Genomic DNA, 17855 nt, shown 5'->3' on the forward strand with positions numbered 1-17855 from the left:
ATCGCCACGCGGCGGGCGATCACCCTGCGGTGCAGCGCCACCGGCCGCGCGCTCGCCCTCGGGGCGGCGGGCAGGACGGTCACCCTCGCGGCGCGGCGGGCGGTCGCCCCCTTCGCGCGGCGGACGCTCACCGCCCTGGCGCGGACCCTGGCCTTGCCCTGGGCCTTGACTCTGGCGCGGCTGGCCGCCACCCGGACGGCCTTCGCGGCGGCCGCCTTCGGGGCGCGGAGGCCGCGGCGGACGGGGTGCGCCAGCGCCTTCGCCCTGGGCCGGCGGCAGGCCCGGCTGCGCACCGCGCGCGGCGCCTTCGGCCTGCTGACGCGCCTTGCGCAGCTCGCGGCGGCGCGTGACTTCCTGCTGGGCGGCTTCGCGGTGCTCGTCGCTCACCTCGCCGGCGGGCTGGCCGTCCAGGTCGAAGCGCTCCTTGGCGCGCGTGAGCGCCACCAGGTAAGGCGTGCTGCCCGTGTGCCGGCGCAGAAAGGCCGACAGCAGCCCCTTGGTGAAGCGGCCGGGAGCGCGCTGCTGGATGTCGGCCTGGATGCGCAGCTTCAGCGGCTTCACAGGGCCGTTGCCGCCGAACAACGCCGGGAAGGCTTCAGCGAGGTCCTTGGCGGCGGCGGCGAGGTCGAACCGCGGCGCCGCGGGCGCGGCGGCAGCGGATTCACCCTGGGCTGGCGCGGCGGCTTCGGCTGCGGCGGGCTCGCCTTCAGCGGCGGCAGCAGCTTCCGCTGGCGCCTGGGCCTCGGCCTCGGCCGCCACAGTGGCAGGCGCTTGGCTCTCGGCAGCGGGCTCGGCCGGCGTTTGGGCAGCGACAGGTGCCTCAGCGGGCGCCGGGGCAGCAGCTTCGTCCGCGGGCGCTTGTGCGGGCGCCTCAGCCGGGGCGGCCGCTTCGTTGATGGATTCCGCCGGCGCGGTGGGCGCGGCAGCCGGCGTTTGAACCGGGTCGGCTGCGGGTCGGTCGGTCGTGGGCCCTGCGTCGGCGGGAGTCGGCGTTGCGGGCGTCTCGGAGTTCGTCATGGGCAGGCTCTTCAGCGGAGCGAGCAAGCAAAACCCCGCATTGTGCCGCCGTCGGAGCGGCCTTTCTTCAGCCTCACAATCCGGCCCATGACAGAAGTGCAACAACAAGAGCTCAAGCTGCCCCAGCCGCACCACGCCGCGCGCATCCCGGCGGGCATCGCACCGGCCGACGTCGAGCGGCTGCGCCGCGCCGCCTACCTGCTGCCGCAAGTGGTCAAGCCGGCCGATTTCACCGAGGGCGACGACCAGCCCCCGCCGGACCTCGAACGCCTGGGTTTCATCCAGCTCGCGCGCGCCGCCGCGGGCGGGCGGCCCAGCCGTTGGATACATCCCGGCCACGTCGCCGCCGCGCTGCGCCACCTGGACGACGTGGGCGCGGGCCCCGAGGTCCGCGCGCTGATGCTGGAACGCCAAGCCGCGCTGGACCAGCTCGGCATCACCCGCGCCGGCCAGGGCTGGCAGCGCCTGCTGCACCACCCCCTGGTGCTGCAGGAGCCCGCCTGGACGCTGCAGGTCGCCCACCGCGTCCCCGTGGACGAAGCCCCGCTGTGGGACTTCCTGCGCACGGGCGACCGCCGCGTGCTGCTGGCCAACCTGGGCCAGCCCTCGGCGCACCCGCAGGCCGGCGAGCTGCGCAGCCACCTTCAAAAGCTCGTGGACCGCAGCGCCAGCGGCCACCCGAAACAGCTCGACTCCCTGCTGCCGCGGCTGCAGGCCGAATGCGCCGCGCCCATGTCGCTGCCCGCCCTCCTGGCCGCGCTCACCCGCGCGCAGGACCGCTGGGAGCACCGCGCCGCGGAAATGGACACCCTGGCCGGCCTCACCTCCGAGCTGGCCTTCCGCGGCTACCCGGACAGCTTTTCGCTGGCGCGCCAGATGCAGCGCAGCGTCACGCTCTACGTCGGACCGCCCAACAGCGGCAAGACGCACGCGGCCTTCGAGCGGCTGGCGCAGGCGATGGACGGCGCCTACCTCGCCCCGCTGCGGCTGCTGGCCCTGGAAGGCCGCGACCGCCTCATGGCCCGCGGCGTGCCGTGCTCGCTGCTCACGGGCGAGGAGAACATGCCCGCGCCCCAGGCCCGCGTGGTCAGCAGCACGATAGAGATGCTGAGCACGCAGCGCCCCATAGACGTGGCCGTCATCGACGAGGCCCAGATGGTCTTCGACGCCGCCCGCGGCTGGGCCTGGACCCAGGCGATCGTGGGCGTGCCGGCCAACGAGGTCATCGTCATCTGCTCGGCCTACGCCGTGCCCGCCATCGAGCGGCTGCTGAAACTGTGCGGCGAGCAGTGCAAGGTGCGCCACTTCGAGCGCAAGCAGCACGTTCAGTTGATGTCGCAGCCCGTGCCCATCGGCGCGCTCAAGCGCGGCGACGCGGTGGTGGCCTTCAGCCGGCGCGACGTGCTCATGCTGCGCGACCAGATCGCCGACAACGGCCATCCCGTTGCCGTCATCTACGGCGCGCTGCCGCCGGAGGTGCGCCGCCGCGAGGCCGAGCGCTTTGCCGAGGGCCAGGCGCACGTGCTGGTGGCCACCGACGCCATCGGCATGGGCCTGAACCTGCCCATACGCCGCGTGCTGTTCTCCACCCTGAACAAGTTCGACGGCCAGACCGAGCGCCCGCTGGACGTCTCGGAAGTGCACCAGATCGCCGGTCGCGCCGGCCGCTACGGCCTGCACGACGAAGGCTTTACAGGGGTGCTGCGCGAGGCCGAGCCCACGGCGCTGCGCGTGCTCAAGGAGCTGCTGCCGCGTGTTCCCAAGGCGCCGCGCGACTTCAAGGCTCCGGTGGCGCCGGGCTGGTGGCATGTCAACACCATCGCCGCGCGGCTGGGCGTGAACAAGCTGCGCACGGTGCTGGGCATCTTCATCGAGCAGTTGCGCCTGGACGACGCGCACTTTGCCGTCGCCGAGCTGGACCAGATGCTGGAGATCGCCGGGCTGCTGGACGAGGCGGGCGGGCGGTTGTCGCTGCGCGACCGTTTCATCTACGCCCAGGCGCCGGTGGACACCCGCACCGCGGCGCTGGTGGAGGAGTTCCTGGACTGGGCCCACCACCACGCCGCCACGGGCGAGGCCGGCAGCCCCGCCTTCCTGCGCGAGGTGGACGAGCACAGCCGCCTGGACCGCATGGAGCAAGCCCTGCGCGGCTGCAGCCTGTGGCTGTGGCTGGACCTGCGCTTCCCCGGCGTCTACGGCGAGGTGGACGCGGTGCAGGACCTGCGCTCGCGGCTGAACGACGGGATCGAGCGCCACCTCAAGGGCAAGAAGCCGCTGTGGCAGCGACGCGCTGGCGGGCGGCGCTGAAGCCGGCGAGCGGGCAGCGCCGACATCCGCTTGCAGGCGGCCCGCTCGCGGGCCGGACCGCCGCCGCTCCACAGGGCCTCGTTCCAGCGGATTCGGCCCGCCAGCGGGCTTCCTACAGAGCAGGCGCGGCCTGTTTCTGCAGCCCGCATCGTTCAGAAATCTGAACGATCCCGCCCATTCAATGGGGGTTCGCCGGGCACGGCAGTGAACGATGCGGCCGCCGGCGCTCAGGCCACAGGCGCCGCCTCCATTTGCAGCGTCACCTGCACGGTGAACGTGCTGCCGCGCCCCGGCGCGCTGTCCAGCGACAGCTCGCCGTCCATCATCGACACCAGCCGCCGGACGATGGACAGCCCTAAGCCCGTGCCGCCGAAGCGCCGCGTGGTGGAGCTGTCGGCCTGCGTGAACGCTTCGAAGATGCGCGCCTGCAGCTCCGGCGCGATGCCTATGCCCGTGTCCGCCACCTCCAGCCGCAGCCGTACCCGCGAGCCCTGGACCGGACCCGGCCCCTCCACCGGCAACGCCAACACGCGCAGCGTCACGCCGCCTTGCTGCGTGAACTTCAAGGCGTTGCTCAGCAGGTTGAGCAGCACCTGTTTCAGCCGCAGCGGGTCGCCGCGCAGCGCCAGCGGCTGCGCCGGGGCATGAAGCGCCAGCGTCAGGCCCTTCTGGTCGGCCTGCACGCGGGCCTGGGCCATCACCTCGTCCAGCAGCGTGCCCAACGCAAAGGGCACGGCCTCCAGCCGCATCTCGCCGGCCTCGATCTTGGAGAGGTCCAGCACGTCGTTGACCAGCGCCAGCAACTGCTGGCCCGCCCCAGCGATGTGGCCCACGAACTCGCGCTGGCGCCCCTGCAGCGGCATTTGCTGCAGCAGGTGGCTCAGGCCGATGACGGCATTGAGCGGCGTGCGGATCTCGTGGCTCATGTTGGCCAGGAAGGCGCTCTTGGCCCGGCTGGCGGCCTCCGCCTGGGCGGTACGCTGCTCCAGGGCTTGTTCGAGCGCCTTGCGCTCGGTCAGGTCCACGGCCACGTAGATCAGGCCCACGGTGCGCGCGCGCTCGTCGCGCAGCGTGCGCACCTCCAGCAGCACGCTCACGCGCGAGCCGTCGGCACGCAGCAGTTGCCACTCGCCGTTGTCGCCCGTGCCCGAGCGGGCGAGAAACACCTCGCCCGGCGCCAGCGCGCGGCCCAGCTCCGCCCGCAGCGCCTGCAGCCGCTGCTGCAGCTCGGCCGCGTCCAGCAGCAGCGCCTGGGCCGGGCGGCCCAGCGCCTGCGCCGCCGCGTAGCCCGTGAGCCGTTCGGCAGCGGGGTTGAAGAGGGTGATGAGCCCGCCTGCGTCCGTGGCCACAATGGCGCTGCCCGCGCCGTCCAGGATGGCCCGCTCCCGCGCGGCCAGCACGCGCAGCTCCGCGGTGCGCTGCTGCACCTGCTGCTCCAGCGTGGCGTTGAGCTCCAGGATGCGCGCCTGCGCCTGGCGCTGCTCGCGCACGTCGCGCAGCGTGCTGGCCAGCCCGCGCGGCTTGCCGTCCACGTCGCGCATGGCCGCCAGCGACAGCGAGGCCTCCACCGGGTGCCCGTCGCGGTGGCGCAGCACGGTGTCGAAGGGCGACACCGATTTGCCCGCCAGCGCCTGCTCGCCGGCGCGGCGCACCCGCTCGCGCTGCGCGTCGTCCAGCGCGAGCTCGTAGAGGTCGCGGCCCAGCGCCTCGACCGCGCTCCAGCCCAGCAGCCGCTCGGCGGCGGGGTTCCACTCGGTGATGGAGCCGTCGGCCTCGTGGCCGACGATGGCGTCCTGCGCTCCCTCCACCATGGCCGCCATGCGCGCGCGCTGGTACTGGATCAGCCGCTCGCGCAGCACCGCGCGCTGCCTGCCGCCCAGCAGCAGCGCCAGCAGCACCGACACCCCGGCGGCAGTCAGCGTCAGCACCCCGGGGTCGGGCAAATTCAAGCCCCGCTTGAAGGCCGGGCGCGGCTGCAGGTCCAGCTCCCAGATGCGGCCGAACACGGTCAGCCGCATCTGGTGGTGCGGACCCGCCGCCTCGCCCTCGCGCCATTGCGCCGAGGTGAAGAAACCTTCGGCGGCGCCGGCCACGGTGACGTCGCGCAGCGCCAGCGCGAACTCGTCGTCGTCGTAGTCGAAGTCGCGCATCACCTCGTCCATCACCAGCGGCGCGTAGGCCCAGCCCAGCAGCGCTTGCAGGCGCTGCTGCGGCGGCGGCAGCACCACGCCGCGGTAGATGGGCAGCAGCACCAGGACGGCACGCTGCGGGTTCTCCGTGGCCTGGACGATGGTGATGGGCGCCGTGATGCGCGCCTCGCCGCTCGCCATGGCCGCATCGGCCGCGGCGCGGCGTTTGGGCTCGGAGGCCACGTCCAGCCCAACGGCGGCCTCGTTGTGGTGCAGCGGCTCGATGTACTGGATGACGTAGCGCACGTCGCCATGCGGCGTGAGCTGGCGGATGTGGAAGTCCGGCGCGCCGTCGCGCCGCGCTGCCTCCACGAGGGCCGCCTCCTGCTGCGGCAGCACGCGGCGTATGAAGCCAAAGCCCCGCGCGCCCGGAAACTCCCTCGGCAGATCGCGCGAGAGCCCGTACTGGTGAAAGCGCTCGCGCGAGATCTCGTCCATCCCGGCGGCGATGACAGCCCCGCGCGCGCCGCGCAGGCCGAACTCGTAGGTGCGCATGCGCGTACGCACCTGTTCGGCCGCGCGCTGCGTCAACTGCTCGGCGCGGCTGCGCTCCATCGCCTGGTTGGCCCGGTACTGCCATGCGCCCAACCCGGCCGACAGCACCCAGCCGCCTACCAGCAGCAGCAGCGGGGCGCGGACGATGTCGCGCAAGTCCGTCTTGGGCGGATGCAGGGACGGCAGGGGCATGCGGGGGTGATCAGTGCCTTGTCGTTCTTCTTGAAGCGCCGTGCCGCAGCAGCCGGCACGCCGCCCCGCAAGGCCAGGAACGAGTATGCCTGCGCGAACAAGGGGTACGCGGCTTGCCGCGACCCAGGGCAACACCCCAATGGAGCAAGCCATGTCCGACTCACCCAAGGTTCCCAAGGTCAACCCCGACGACAAGGACGCCGTGCGCGCCGCCGAACAGGCCCAGGCCACCCTGGACAACACCTGGAAGGGCTACGAGAACAGCCGTGACCCGGCCCACGGCAACCCGTCCGGCCCGTCCGACCAGGAAGGCCCCGCCCACCGCCAGGGCCGCCCGCAAATGGGCGACAACGGCGGCGCCATCCGCTCCCGCTGACGCCGCCGCGCCCGCCGCGGCCCCATCGCGGACCGCGGCAGGGCTGACCAGCACGCACGGTCAGCAAATTCACACAACGGGACGCAACGTCCCGCATCGTGAACTGATTCGCGCTGCAACCACCCCGCCAATGCGGGGTTTTGCGCTTTTTCCCCTAGCATCAACGCAAAGAACCGGGCGCCCGGCCCGGGTTGTGCAACGGCGCCCAACGCGCCGCCACCTGACGGGGAAGTTCAATGCTGAGGGGAGCGCTGTGCGCGCTGGCCGTGGGCCTGCTGTGGTCCACGCCAGGTTGGAGCCGTGCCTTGCCGGACGACGCCGCCGCGCGGCAGCCGCGCGCGGCGCCGGCCATCGGGGGCCAGGACGAGCTGCAGCGCTTCGCGCGCGGCGTGATCGACAGCAACGACCACCGGCGGCGCCCTTTCGCCGTGGTGGACAAGAAGTCCGCGCGCCTGGTGCTCTACGCCGGCGACGGCAGCGTGCTGGGTGCTGCACCCGTGCTGCTGGGCCTGCAGCCCGGCGACCACGCCGTGCGCGGCGTCGGTCGCAAGCCGCTCTCGGCCATACGCCCCGAGGAACGCACCACGCCGGCCGGCCGCTTCGACACCGAGCCCGGCCGCAACCTCAGCGGCGAGCGCGTCGTCTGGATGGACTACGAGGAGGGCCTGGCCCTGCACCGCCTGCGCCCGGCCCCCGCGCGCGAGCGCCGTGCCCAGCGCCTGGCCTCCAGCACGCCGGCCGACAACCGCATCTCGCTGGGCTGCGTCATCTTGGACGCCGACTTCTTCGTCGCCGTGGTGGAGCCCGTGCTCGGCCGCCAGCGCGGCGTGATCTACGTGCTGCCGGAAACCGAGCCGCTGGCCGCCGTGTTCGAGCGCCAGGTGCTGGCCGGGCTGCAGCCGGACTGAGCCTGCGCCTGGCCGCCGCCGCACCGGCCGCGGCCAGGGTTTCACGCGGCGGCGCACCGGCCGCCACGAAGCCGTGCCCATACTGCGGCGCATGGCCTACCACCAGCGCATCGGCACCGAAACCTTCACCTTCCCTGACCTGCGCACGCTGCTGGCGCGCGCCAGCCCCGAGCGCAGCGGCGACCGGCTCGCGGGCGTGGCCGCGGGCTCGGCGCGCGAGCGCGTGGCGGCGCAGATGGCGCTGGCCGACGTGCCCCTCACGCGCCTCCTGCAGGAAGCCGTCGTCCCGTATGAACAGGACGAGGTCACGCGCCTCATCCTCGACCGCCACGACGCCGCCGCCTTCGCCCCCGTGGGCCATCTGACCGTCGGCGGCTTCCGGGACTGGCTGCTCGGCGACGAAGCCACGGGCCAGGCGCTCGCCGCGCTGGCCCCCGGCCTCACGCCGGAGATGGCGGCGGCCGTCTCCAAGCTGATGCGCAACCAGGACCTGATCCAGGTCGCGCGCAAGTGCCGCGTCGTCACGCGTTTCAGATCCACCCTGGGCCTGCCCGGCCGGCTGGCCACGCGGCTGCAGCCAAATCACCCGACAGACGATGCCGCGGGCATCGCCGCCGCCCTCCTCGACGGCCTGCTGCTGGGCAGCGGCGACGCGGTGATAGGCATCAACCCGGCCGGCGACGACGTGGAGCAGGTGTCGGCGCTTTTGAAACTGCTGGACGCGGTGATCGAGCGCCACGGCATTCCCACCCAGTCCTGCGTGCTCACGCACGTGAGCAACACGCTGCAGGCCATGGAGCGCGGCGCGCCGGTGGACCTGGTGTTCCAGTCCATAGGCGGCACCGAGGGCACCAACCGCGCCTTCGGCGTCGACCTCGCGCTGCTGGCCGAGGCCCAGGCCGCCGCGCTGGCGCTGGGCCGCGGACAGGGGCAGGTGATGTACTTCGAGACGGGGCAGGGCAGCGCCCTGTCGGCCGGCGCGCACCACGGCTGCGACCAGCAGACGCTGGAAGCGCGTGCCTACGCCGTGGCGCGGCGGTTCGATCCGCTGCTGGTCAACACCGTGGTGGGTTTCATCGGCCCGGAGTACCTGTTCGACGCCAAGCAGATACAGCGCGCCGGGCTGGAGGACCACTGCTGCGGCAAGCTGCTGGGCCTGCCCATGGGCTGCGACGTCTGCTACACCAACCACGCCGAGGCCGACCAGGACGACGCCGACACGCTGCTCACGCTGCTGGGCGTGGCCGGCGTGAACTACGTGATGGGCGTGCCCGGCGCCGACGACGTGATGCTGGGCTACCAGAGCACCTCCTTCCACGACGCGCTGTACCTGCGCCGCGTGCTTGGGCTGCGGCCCGCGCCGGAGTTCGAAGCCTGGTTGCAGCGCATGGGCTTCGCCGACGACCAGGGACGGCCGCTGGAAGGCGTGCCGGCCGGATTCGCGCAGGCGCTGCTGCCGGGCGTGTGAAAGGAGTGGATTCATGACGGCAACGCCTCCCAACGATCCCAAGCTTCCAGCCCCCCCGTCCGGCGCCGCCGACCTTTGGACCGCCCTGCGCCGCCACACCCCCGCGCGCATCGGCCTGCCGCGTGCGGGCGTGAGCCAGGGCACCGCCGCGCAACTGGAGTTTCAACTTGCACATGCCCGCGCCCGCGACGCGGTGCACCAGGCGCTGGACCTGAGCGCGTTGGCCCAGGCGCTGCAGCCCCTGGGCCTTGCCTGCGTGGCGCTGCACAGCGCCGCCGCCGACCGGCCCACCTACCTGCAGCGCCCCGACCTGGGCCGGCGGCTGGACGGGCCGTCGCGCGACCGCCTGGCGGCACTGGCCGCGCCAGGTGAAACCTTTGACCTCGCCCTGGTGCTGGCCGATGGCCTCTCGGCCCAAGCCGTGCAGGCCCACGCGCCGCCGCTGCTGCAAGCCCTGCTGCCGCGCCTGGCGCAGGACGCCACGCCCTGGCGCCTGGCGCCCATCGCCCTGGTCGAACAGGGCCGCGTCGCGTTGGGCGACGAGGTGGGCGAGTTGTTGAACGCCTCGCTCGTGGCCGTGCTCCTGGGCGAGCGCCCGGGCCTGTCCGCCCCGGACAGCCTGGGCCTGTACCTCACCTGGGCACCGCGCGTGGGCCGCGTCGACGCCGAGCGCAACTGCATCTCCAACGTGCGCCCGCAGGGGCTGCCGTATGAATGGGCCGCGCAGCGGCTGGCATGGCTGTTGGGCGCGGCGCGCGCGCGCGGCACCAGCGGCGTGGCGCTCAAGGACGAAAGCGGGACACAGCAGTTGCAAATCCAGACCTGAATCCCAGCGTTTTCCTGGGAAAAGGCTCACCAGCCCCGGAAAGCCCCGTCGCGGCGCGGCCACCGGAATGCGATTTGCCTCACCGCCGCCATGCGACGCATACCCCAAGTCAGCGGCTGGGACCAGAGCCTGGCTTTCCTGGCCGATCCCTACCGGTTCATTGCCCGCAATTGCCGCCAGTTGCGCAGCGAGGTCGTGCAGGCGCGGCTGCTGTTGCGGCAGACCCTGTGCTTCACCGGGCCGCGCGCGGCCGAGCTGTTCTACAACGAGTCGCTGTTCTGCCGCGCCGGCGCCGCGCCTGAGCCGCTGCGCGCCACCCTGTTCGGCAAGGGCGGCGTGCAGGGGCTGGACGGCGCGGCGCACCGGCGCCGCAAGGCGCTGTTCATGCGCGTGCTCGCGCCGGAGCAGGTCGCGGCGCTGGTGCGGCAGGTGTCGCACGAATGGGAGCACGAGCTGGCGCGTTGGGCCGAGCAGCCGCGGGTGCCGCTGTACGCCGCGCTGCACCCCATGCTCACGCGGGCGGTGTGCCATTGGGCCGGCGTGCCGCTGGCGCCGGCCCAGGTGGCGCTGCGCACGCGCGAGCTGGTGGCCCTCTTCGACCAGGCCACCGGCCCGCCGCTGAGCCACCTGCACTCGCGGCTGGCGCGCATGGCGCTGGAATCGTGGCTGGCGCACCTGCTGGCCGAGGCGCGCGCCGGGCGGGTGGAGTTGCCCGAGGGCAGCGCGGCCGAGGCGGTGGCCCTGCACAGGGATGAGGACGGGAAGGTGCTGCGCCCGCGCATCGCCGCGGTCGAGCTGATCAACCTGCTGCGGCCCACGGTGGCCGTGTCGGTCTTCATCACCCAGGCCGCGCACGCGCTGCACATGGCGCCGCAGTGCCGCGAGCCGCTGAGCGACAGCCTCGCGGGCGGCGACATGCGCTATGCGCAGGCCTTCGTGCAGGAGGTGCGGCGCTGGTACCCCTTCTTCCCGGCCGTGGCCGCGCGGGTGCGGCACGACTTCGAATGGCAGGGCTACCACTTCTCTCGTGGCGAGCTGGCGCTGCTGGACCTCTACGGCACCAACCACGACCCGCGCAGCTGGGACGATGCCGACGAGTTCCGCCCCCAGCGCTTTCTCGCCCGCAAGCCCGGCGCCTACGACTTCATCCCCCAGGGCGGCGCCGAGCCCCATGCCCACCACCGCTGCCCGGGCGAGGGCGTGGCCATCGCGCTGATGATGCTGTCGCTGGACTGGCTGCTGCACCGCATGCGCTGCGAGGTGCCGCAGCAAGACCTCAGCCTCGACATGTCGCGGCTGCCCGCGCTGCCGCGCGACGGCCTCCTCATCAGCGGCGTGCAGGCGCTGTCCTGACCCGGCAGCGGGCGCCGCTCAGGGGGTGGTGCAGCCGCCCTCAGCCGAGCACAGCACGCCCAGGTTGGCCGAGCTGAAGTGCGGCGCCACGTAGGTGTTGCCGAAGCTGCCCGTGCAGGACGGGCCGCTGACCACGCCTTCCACGTAGCCGCTGACCTGGTAGGGCTTGTAGTTGCTGATCCACGCGCCGCCGCTGGAGCCGTAGGTCATGTTGCAGCCCTTGACCAGCACGTCCGTGCCCTCGCAGCTCGCCGAATACGTTTCCGCCGTGCACATGGACGTGTAGAGCGTGGAGATATTGCTGGCGTAGCCTATGGAGTGCAGGTTGCGCACGTAGGGGAAATTCATGCGCCAGCCCAGCCAGCCCGTGTAGTAACTCACCGGGCGGCCCGTGGTGGGATTGTTTTGCAGCCGGATGATGGCCACGTCGTTGCGCCGCCCGCCGCCGGAAATCCAGGCATTCAATACCCGCGCCGAGGCCCAGCGGTATTGACCATAAGGCGCCGCGCCGTTGCGCTCGGCCGGCACGAAAGTCCAGCCGGATTTGAAGCCGCGGCCCACGTCGTAAACACAGTGCGCCGCCGTGACGATGATGTTCTTGGGCGCACCGGTGATGCTTTGCGCCGTGCAATAACCGCCGCCGTCAATCAGCAGCTTGCCGATGACTTTCCACGGATAAGCCTGCTGCTGGTTGAGCCAGTAATTGCCGAGGTAGGCGGTGTAGGTGTCGGCGGTGCCGAAATCGATGCTGTCCTTCACCGGGTCGTCGCCGGAGGCGGAAAACCCGGCCGAGGTGCCGGTGCTGCCGCTGCCGGCCCCGCTGTCCGGCGTGGGCGCACTGCGGTTCTTGCGGTCCATGTCGTAAAGCATGCGCCACTGGTCGGAGAAGGCCTTTTGCGCCTCGCGCTCGCCGTTGGCGTTGGGCGCGCCCGGGCGCCGCGTGCGCGGCGGCTCGGTCACCGGCGGGGGTTCCTCCCTGAAGGTATTGCCGGACTGATAGCGCGGGTCGGCGTTGGGCGCCGGGGCCCATTCCAGCGGCTTGGCGCTTCTGATTTCCTCTGGCGTGTAAATCTTGTCCGCCGCGCCGAACTGGCTTTTCTCGGCGGCGCCGGGATTGACGAGCGTGGTGGTGGCCGAATTGGATTCGGCCGCTTGCGCCATGGCGGGCAAAACAACGGCGACGGCCAGTAGCGCGCCGCGGCCACAAATGCCAATATATTTCATCGCTTCCCCTTCCAGTGAGGCCATGAAAAAATCGGCCGGGCAAACAGGAAAATGAAGGCGGCCCGAAAATTGATTATGGCGATGGCGGACTCATTCAACCGGACTCCGAGAATCCGGTCTCACGAAAACACCGCAGGGGCCGTCCCCCCAAGAATGGTTGATGGGGACGGAAAATTAAAATGACTTTTGTCCGGTGGGGGCGGCCGGTGCCGTCGAAACGGCCGCCGCCAGCGGCACCACGTCCGCCGCCACACGCCTGAGCAGCTCGCCCAGCACCTGGGCATGCGCCTGCGGCGTGTCCGCGCCAGCGGACAGCACGTAGCGGCGCTCCAGGCGCTGCAGCGGCGTGCCGTCCGGCGCTTCCAGGCTGCCGCGCACCACGGCGACCAGCTCGTGGCGGTCGCGCCGGTAGTCCAGCGGAGAGAACTCCAGCCGCAGCGAATGGGCCCGCGGCTGCGCCGCCTCCGTGCCGCCGTCGCCATTGGTGTTGCAGGTGGCGTTGCACAGCGTCCACAGCGGCAGCCGCGCACGCAGCTCGCTGGCGAGCTCGCGCGTCATGCCCACCTCGATGCGCTCGGCCCAGAAGGTGCCGGGCCAGTCGTCCACCGTGGTGTCGGCGGCGCGGTAGCGCACCCGGCGCGCCAGCAGGTATTCCGGCAACTGCACCCGGCGCACCACCAGCACGGGGCCGGCGGCCGGGGCCGCCTCCGGCTGCGCAGCCTGCACGGCCGGTGCCGCGGCCCCGGCGGGCGGCTCGCCCAGCGTCGGCAAGGCCAGCAGCCTGGCCGAGGGCGGCGCGCTCGCGCAGCCCAGCAGCACGGCGGACAGGGACAGCACCGCGGCGGCGCGGCAGGCGGAAGTCGTCATCAAGTGCGGGCGGCTCATTGGCGGCGGCGGCCGAAGATGACCGCGTTGGGTTGTTCCTCGACCAGCTCGCTGAATTCGCGCAGGCTGCGCGCGGCTTGCGAGAGGTCGCGCACGGCGGCGTCCAGGTCGGCGCGCAAGGGGGCGCCGGGGTCGGCCAGATCGTTGACGCGCTTCATGGCCACCTGCGCGGCCTCGGCCGCGGCGCGGGCGCTTTGCAGCGAGGCCTGCAGCTCCGGCTGCGCGGCGGCCACGGTCTGGCGGCTGGTCTCCAGCAGGCGGTTGACGCCCTGCAGGCTGGCCGTGGCGGTGGTGCGCAGCTCGTTCATGGCGGCCGTGGCCGCGCCCAAGGTGCGCTGGCCTTCGCCGGCCAGGCCGTTGACCTGCTTGGCCACGCCGTCCAGCGCCTCGCGCGCGCTGGTGACGGTGGCGCGCGTCTCCACCAGCGTCTCGTTGAGCGTCTGCAGCGTGGTGCGCAAATCCATCACCGTCTCGCGCAGCGGCAGTTGCGCCACCTGGTCGAACAGGGCGTCGAAGCGGTCACGCGTTGCGGGAATCTCGGGGTAGGCGCCCGCGTTGGCCGTGGCGGCCGGCGGTGGCGTGCCGTCCTCGACGAAATCCAGGTCGATGAGCTTTTGCCCGGTCACGAAGCTCTGCGCCACCAGCCGCGCGCGCAGGCCGCGCTGCACCAGGGCGGGCAGCTCTGGCGGGGCGGCCCGCCCGCCGGTGGCGTTGCCGAAGCGCACGCTGTTGGGGTTCAGGCGCACGCGCACGGGAATGCGCGCGTCCAGCGACTGCTGTTCGACCTCGATGCCGATGTCCTCCACCTGGCCCACAGGCACGCCGCGGAAGGTCACGGGCGCGCCCACGTACAGGCCGGCCACGCCGCCCTGGAAGTAGATGATGGCCAGCGTCTGCTTGCGAAAGAGGCTGTTGCCGCTGAGCCAGAGCACGGTGGCCACGATGAGCGCCAGCGCACCCAGCGCGAAGCCGCCGACGAGCAGGGCGTGTTTTTTCATGGTCGTGCAGGGGGTTCCTCGCGGCGCAGGAAGGCGCGCACGGTGGGGTGGGTGTCGGCGGCGTCGCGCAGCGCGCGCGGGCTGCCGCGGGCGATGGGCTGGCGGCTGTCGTCGTCCAGGTAGATGCCGTCGTCGGCGATGGCAAACAGGCTGGGCAGCTCGTGGCTGACCATGACCACCGCCGCGCCGGTGCGCTCGCGGATGTCGAGCACCAGGTCGTCCAGCCGCCGCGCGCTGATGGGGTCCAGGCCGGCCGAGGGCTCGTCCAGAAACAGCAGCGGCGGCTCCGCCGCGATGGCCCGCGCCAGCCCGGCGCGCTTCTTCATGCCGCCGGAGAGGCGGTCCGGCAGGTAGCCGGCAAAGCTCTCCAGGCCCACCCAGCCCAGCACCTCCATCGCGCGCTCGCGGCGCGCGGCGGCATTGAGGTCGGTGAGCTGCTCCAGCGGCAGCATCACGTTGTCCAGCACCGTCATGGCGCTCCACAGCGCCGCGCTCTGGAACAGCATCCCGCAGCGCGCGCGCAAGCGGGCGCGGGTGGCCGCGTCGCTGGCCCAGTAGTCCACGCCGCGGTGCAGCACCTGGCCGCCGGCGGGGGCGAGCAGGCCGATCATGTGGCGCAGCAGCGTGCTCTTGCCCACGCCGGAGCCGCCCATGACGGCAAAGATGGTGCGCGGCGCCACGGTGAAGCTGACGCCGCGCTGGATGAGCCGCGTGCCGAAGCGCATCTCCAGGTTCTTCACTTCCACCAGCGGGGCGTCGTCCTGCGGCGTGGCCATGGCGCTCATACCCCCACCGCGTTGGCCAGGATGGCGAAGAGCGAGTCCACCACGATCACGCCCACGATGCTCACCACCACGGCCTTGGTGGTGGCGCGGCCGACGCCCGCGGCGTTGCGCTGCGCGTGCAGCCCGCAGTAGCAGCCCACGATGCCGATGAGCGCGCCGAAGACCACGGACTTCACCAGACCCAGCCCCAGGTGGCTCCAGCCCAGGATGATGGCCGTGCGGTCCATGTAGGCCTGGGGCGCGAGCTGCAGCATGCCGCTGCCCACCAGTGCCCCGCCCACCAGCCCGGCGAGACACGCGTAGATGTAGAGCAGCGGCAGCAGCAGCAGCAGCGACAGCACGCGCGGCAGCACGAGGTAGGGGACCGGGTCGATGCCCAGCACCTCGTAGGCGTCGATCTCCTCGTTGGCCTGCATGGTGGCCAGCTCCGCGGCGAAGGCGGCACCGGTGCGCCCGCACATGACCACGGCGGTGATCACGGCGGCCATCTCGCGCGCCACGGCGATGCCCACGAGGTCGGCCACGTAGATACCCGCGCCGAACTTCACGAGCTGCACCGCGCCCACGAAGGCGAGGATGGAACCCACCAGCAGGTTCACGCCCGTGACGATGGGCAGTGCCCGCGCGCTGGACTCGGTGGACACGCGCGCCAGGTCGCGCGCACTGATCCTGGCCCGCCCCCGCACCAGCCCCACGCCGGCGAGCAGCACCTGGCCCAGGAAGGAAACGGGCTGGACCAACACGGCGGTGGAGAGGTGGGGCAGGGGCATCGGGGCGGCTGGAGCAGTTTGCGTGCCGAGGCCGCATGTTACAGACGGCTTCCGGGCCGCCCGCTGGGGCCAAAGCTGGCCGCCTCAGGAGCCGCCTTCTCCCAGCCAACCCTGTTCCTCGCTCATCTCCCGCTCCAGCGGCACCGCCCGCGCCAGCGCCATCCAGAGGTCAAAGCGCATGGGGCCGATGCGCGAGGGCGCCGGCCGGGCGCATTCCAGCGCGGTGGGCGTGGCGATGAGCACGCCGCACTCCGGCGGCACGTCCTCGGGGCCGCCTATGCCTTCGGCCAGCACGTACCAGCACTCGCCGGCCATGCCGAGGTACGCCGCGCGCTTCTCCGGCCTCCTCAGGTCCGACAGCAGGTCGGCGCGGCGCACCTTGATCTCGTGCACCAGCGGCTGGAGGTAGGCCTCCACGCTGGTGTAGCGGATGGAAAACACGTCCGGCCGCGCCTGGACCCAGCGCAGCTTGCCCATCTGGCCCATTTGGCCCATTTGGCCGGGCCGGAGGGGCGGTTCGTCCTCGAACCCCAGGCCCGCGGGCAGCGCCTCGGTGGAGGCCAGGGGCGGCGCGTGCGGCAGCCCCGCGGCGGTGACGGCCACGGCCTGCGTGGGCGAGGTCACGGCCACCTGGGCCCGCAATTTCAGCTCCGTATAGACGATGCGGCCGCTGCGCTGCAGGTGGCGCGCCACGCGCTGCACCAGGGCCTCGTGCGCGTCGAAAGCGCGGCGGTTGCGCTGGCGGCCCTGGGCCAGGGCGGCGATGCCGGCCTCGGTCAGGCGCAGCCGCTCGCGGCCGTCCTCCAGCAGCCGCTCCAGCAGCCCGGCGGCCAGCAGCTCGGCCTCCAATAAATCCTGGCAAGGCCAGCCGGCCGAGCGCCACAGCTCGCTCAGGCGCCGCACGTGAAAGCGCGTCAGCGCGAAGGGCAAAGAGGACAGGGACGGTTCTTCCATCGCCGGTACGGCTCCAGGGGCGAGGGGCCCGCGCGCCCCGTCAGGCCAGGGCCTCGTCGGCCGCCGGGTGCAGGGCCTGGGCCCAGGTGCGGCGCTGGGGCTTCGGGATGTCGATGTGCGCCGCCGCCTCGCCGAAGACGGCCGCCGCCGCCTGGCGCGGGTCGTTGACGGTGCGCACGGCGTCGTAGGTGGACTGCGCCTCGGGGTAGGTGCGGCGCAGGTAGTTGAGCCACTGTTTCAAACGGCCGGCGCGGTGGCGCGGATCGACGCGGCGACAGACGTGCACCCAGAAGTCCAGCATCAGCGGCAGCAGCTCGGCCCAGGCGATGCCGCCGCCTTCGCCGCGTATGGCCAGCGCCAGCCCCGGGTTGCTGACGATGCCGCGGCCCAGCATCAGCGACTCGCAACCGGACGCCTCGCGGCAGCGGCGGGCGTCCTCCACCGTCCAGATCTCGCCGTTGGCCACCATGGGAATGCGCACGGCGGCGCGGATGTCGGCCACGCGCTCCCAGTAGGCCGGCGGCTTGTAGCCGTGGACCTTGGTGCGGGCGTGGACGACGAGCTCGTCGGCGCCCGCGGCCTCGATGGCGCGGGCGTTGTCCTCGGCGCGGCTGTCGTCGTTGAAGCCCAGGCGCATCTTGGCCGACACGGGCATGCGCGCCGGCACGGCGCGGCGCACGGCCGCGACGATGCGAAACACCAGCTCCGGGTCCTGCAGCAGCATGGCGCCGCCGCCGTGGCGGTTGACGACCTTGGCCGGGCAGCCGAAGTTGAGGTCTATCCCCGCGGGGCCCAGCGAGGCCAGGCGGGCGGCGTTCTCGGCCAGGCACTGCTCGTCCGAGCCCAGCAGTTGGGCGCGAACGGGCGTGCCGGCGCGGGTGCGGCCGCCTTGCAGCAGCTCCGGAACGACACGCGTGAAGGCGCGCTCCGGCAGCAGCGTGCCGGTGACGCGTATGAATTCGGAGACGCAGCGGTCCAGGCCGCCCACGCGGGAGAGCGTTTCGCGCAAGGGATGATCGAGTAGGCCCTCCATGGGGGCCAGCAGCAGCAGGCTCATGAGGGGGCGCATGGTAAGGGGCCGGCGTCCCACCCTGTGGCAGGACGGGCG

The 17855-nt window shown here is 72.5% G+C and carries 15 protein-coding genes; 6 read left to right on the forward strand and 9 right to left on the reverse strand.

The genetic code is table 11. The features are described from left to right. Positions 1 to 1017, reverse strand: a 1017-nt coding sequence (locus tag SM757_RS16605; RefSeq protein WP_322466345.1) for a ProQ/FinO family protein, incomplete at its 3' end; no start/stop codon positions are given. 87 nt (positions 1018 to 1104) lie between these two features. Between SM757_RS16605 and SM757_RS16610 the strand changes: the two genes are divergently transcribed. Beyond that, complete coding sequence (locus tag SM757_RS16610) at positions 1105 to 3324, forward strand: helicase-related protein (protein WP_066331424.1); 2220 nt, start codon at positions 1105 to 1107, stop codon at positions 3322 to 3324. A gap of 227 nt (positions 3325 to 3551) precedes the next feature. Here the strand turns inward: SM757_RS16610 and SM757_RS16615 are convergent, their stop codons facing one another. Continuing rightward, the gene (locus SM757_RS16615) at positions 3552 to 6200 is read right to left on the reverse strand and encodes a sensor histidine kinase (RefSeq protein WP_322466346.1); all 2649 of its coding nucleotides are present in this window, start codon (positions 6198 to 6200) and stop codon (positions 3552 to 3554) included. A gap of 151 nt (positions 6201 to 6351) precedes the next feature. Here SM757_RS16615 and SM757_RS16620 point away from each other — a divergent pair, with 151 nt between their 5' ends. From SM757_RS16620 to SM757_RS16640, 5 genes are all read left to right on the forward strand, one after another. Next, the gene (locus SM757_RS16620; protein WP_066331421.1) at positions 6352 to 6576 is read left to right on the forward strand and encodes a hypothetical protein; all 225 of its coding nucleotides are present in this window, start codon (positions 6352 to 6354) and stop codon (positions 6574 to 6576) included. 236 nt (positions 6577 to 6812) lie between these two features. Beyond that, complete coding sequence (locus SM757_RS16625; RefSeq protein WP_322466347.1) at positions 6813 to 7484, forward strand: hypothetical protein; 672 nt, start codon at positions 6813 to 6815, stop codon at positions 7482 to 7484. Positions 7485 to 7575: 91 nt separating this feature from the next. After that, a complete protein-coding gene (locus SM757_RS16630) occupies positions 7576 to 8952 on the forward strand; it encodes an ethanolamine ammonia-lyase subunit EutB (protein ID WP_322466397.1) in 1377 nt (458 codons plus the stop codon). Positions 8953 to 8965: 13 nt separating this feature from the next. Next, complete coding sequence (eutC, locus tag SM757_RS16635; RefSeq protein ID WP_322466348.1) at positions 8966 to 9778, forward strand: ethanolamine ammonia-lyase subunit EutC; 813 nt, start codon at positions 8966 to 8968, stop codon at positions 9776 to 9778. Between the two features lie 90 nt (positions 9779 to 9868). Continuing rightward, on the forward strand, positions 9869 to 11131 hold the full coding sequence (locus SM757_RS16640) for a cytochrome P450 (RefSeq protein ID WP_322466349.1): 1263 nt from the start codon (positions 9869 to 9871) through the stop codon (positions 11129 to 11131). 18 nt (positions 11132 to 11149) lie between these two features. Here SM757_RS16640 and SM757_RS16645 read toward each other — a convergent pair whose 3' ends face one another. The 7 genes from SM757_RS16645 to SM757_RS16675 form a co-directional block, all read right to left on the reverse strand. Continuing rightward, a complete protein-coding gene (locus SM757_RS16645; RefSeq protein WP_322466350.1) occupies positions 11150 to 12379 on the reverse strand; it encodes a trypsin-like serine peptidase in 1230 nt (409 codons plus the stop codon). Between the two features lie 150 nt (positions 12380 to 12529). Next, positions 12530 to 13222: a PqiC family protein gene (locus SM757_RS16650; RefSeq protein ID WP_322466351.1), complete on the reverse strand. Its 693-nt coding sequence runs from the start codon at positions 13220 to 13222 to the stop codon at positions 12530 to 12532. Positions 13223 to 13236: 14 nt separating this feature from the next. Then, a complete protein-coding gene (locus tag SM757_RS16655) occupies positions 13237 to 14238 on the reverse strand; it encodes an MlaD family protein (protein WP_066331408.1) in 1002 nt (333 codons plus the stop codon). Next, on the reverse strand, positions 14235 to 15023 hold the full coding sequence (locus tag SM757_RS16660; RefSeq protein WP_322466352.1) for an ABC transporter ATP-binding protein: 789 nt from the start codon (positions 15021 to 15023) through the stop codon (positions 14235 to 14237). The genes SM757_RS16655 and SM757_RS16660 overlap by 4 nt, the downstream gene beginning before the upstream one ends. Next, the gene (locus tag SM757_RS16665) at positions 15020 to 15793 is read right to left on the reverse strand and encodes an MlaE family ABC transporter permease (protein WP_322466353.1); all 774 of its coding nucleotides are present in this window, start codon (positions 15791 to 15793) and stop codon (positions 15020 to 15022) included. The genes SM757_RS16660 and SM757_RS16665 overlap by 4 nt, the downstream gene beginning before the upstream one ends. A gap of 84 nt (positions 15794 to 15877) precedes the next feature. After that, a complete protein-coding gene (locus SM757_RS16670; protein WP_322466354.1) occupies positions 15878 to 16747 on the reverse strand; it encodes a hypothetical protein in 870 nt (289 codons plus the stop codon). 40 nt (positions 16748 to 16787) lie between these two features. Next, a complete protein-coding gene (locus SM757_RS16675) occupies positions 16788 to 17804 on the reverse strand; it encodes a tRNA dihydrouridine synthase (protein WP_322466355.1) in 1017 nt (338 codons plus the stop codon). Between the last annotated feature and the right edge of the window lie 51 nt (positions 17805 to 17855).

Source organism: Azohydromonas lata (assembly GCF_034427735.1).
In the GTDB taxonomy this organism is placed as follows: domain Bacteria; phylum Pseudomonadota; class Gammaproteobacteria; order Burkholderiales; family Burkholderiaceae_C; genus Azohydromonas; species Azohydromonas lata.

Coding starts and splice junctions, on each gene's coding strand:
- SM757_RS16670 (WP_322466354.1), bottom strand. CDS start 16,747: ATGGAAGAACCGTCCCTGTCCTCTTTGCCCTTCGCGCTGACGCGCTTT.
- SM757_RS16675 (WP_322466355.1), bottom strand. CDS start 17,804: ATGAGCCTGCTGCTGCTGGCCCCCATGGAGGGCCTACTCGATCATCCC.
- SM757_RS16645 (WP_322466350.1), bottom strand. CDS start 12,379: ATGGCCTCACTGGAAGGGGAAGCGATGAAATATATTGGCATTTGTGGC.
- SM757_RS16615 (WP_322466346.1), bottom strand. CDS start 6,200: ATGCCCCTGCCGTCCCTGCATCCGCCCAAGACGGACTTGCGCGACATC.
- SM757_RS16640 (WP_322466349.1), top strand. CDS start 9,869: ATGCGACGCATACCCCAAGTCAGCGGCTGGGACCAGAGCCTGGCTTTC.
- SM757_RS16650 (WP_322466351.1), bottom strand. CDS start 13,222: ATGACGACTTCCGCCTGCCGCGCCGCCGCGGTGCTGTCCCTGTCCGCC.
- SM757_RS16630 (WP_322466397.1), top strand. CDS start 7,576: ATGGCCTACCACCAGCGCATCGGCACCGAAACCTTCACCTTCCCTGAC.
- eutC (WP_322466348.1), top strand. CDS start 8,966: ATGACGGCAACGCCTCCCAACGATCCCAAGCTTCCAGCCCCCCCGTCC.
- SM757_RS16610 (WP_066331424.1), top strand. CDS start 1,105: ATGACAGAAGTGCAACAACAAGAGCTCAAGCTGCCCCAGCCGCACCAC.
- SM757_RS16625 (WP_322466347.1), top strand. CDS start 6,813: ATGCTGAGGGGAGCGCTGTGCGCGCTGGCCGTGGGCCTGCTGTGGTCC.
- SM757_RS16665 (WP_322466353.1), bottom strand. CDS start 15,793: ATGCCCCTGCCCCACCTCTCCACCGCCGTGTTGGTCCAGCCCGTTTCC.
- SM757_RS16660 (WP_322466352.1), bottom strand. CDS start 15,023: ATGAGCGCCATGGCCACGCCGCAGGACGACGCCCCGCTGGTGGAAGTG.
- SM757_RS16655 (WP_066331408.1), bottom strand. CDS start 14,238: ATGAAAAAACACGCCCTGCTCGTCGGCGGCTTCGCGCTGGGTGCGCTG.
- SM757_RS16620 (WP_066331421.1), top strand. CDS start 6,352: ATGTCCGACTCACCCAAGGTTCCCAAGGTCAACCCCGACGACAAGGAC.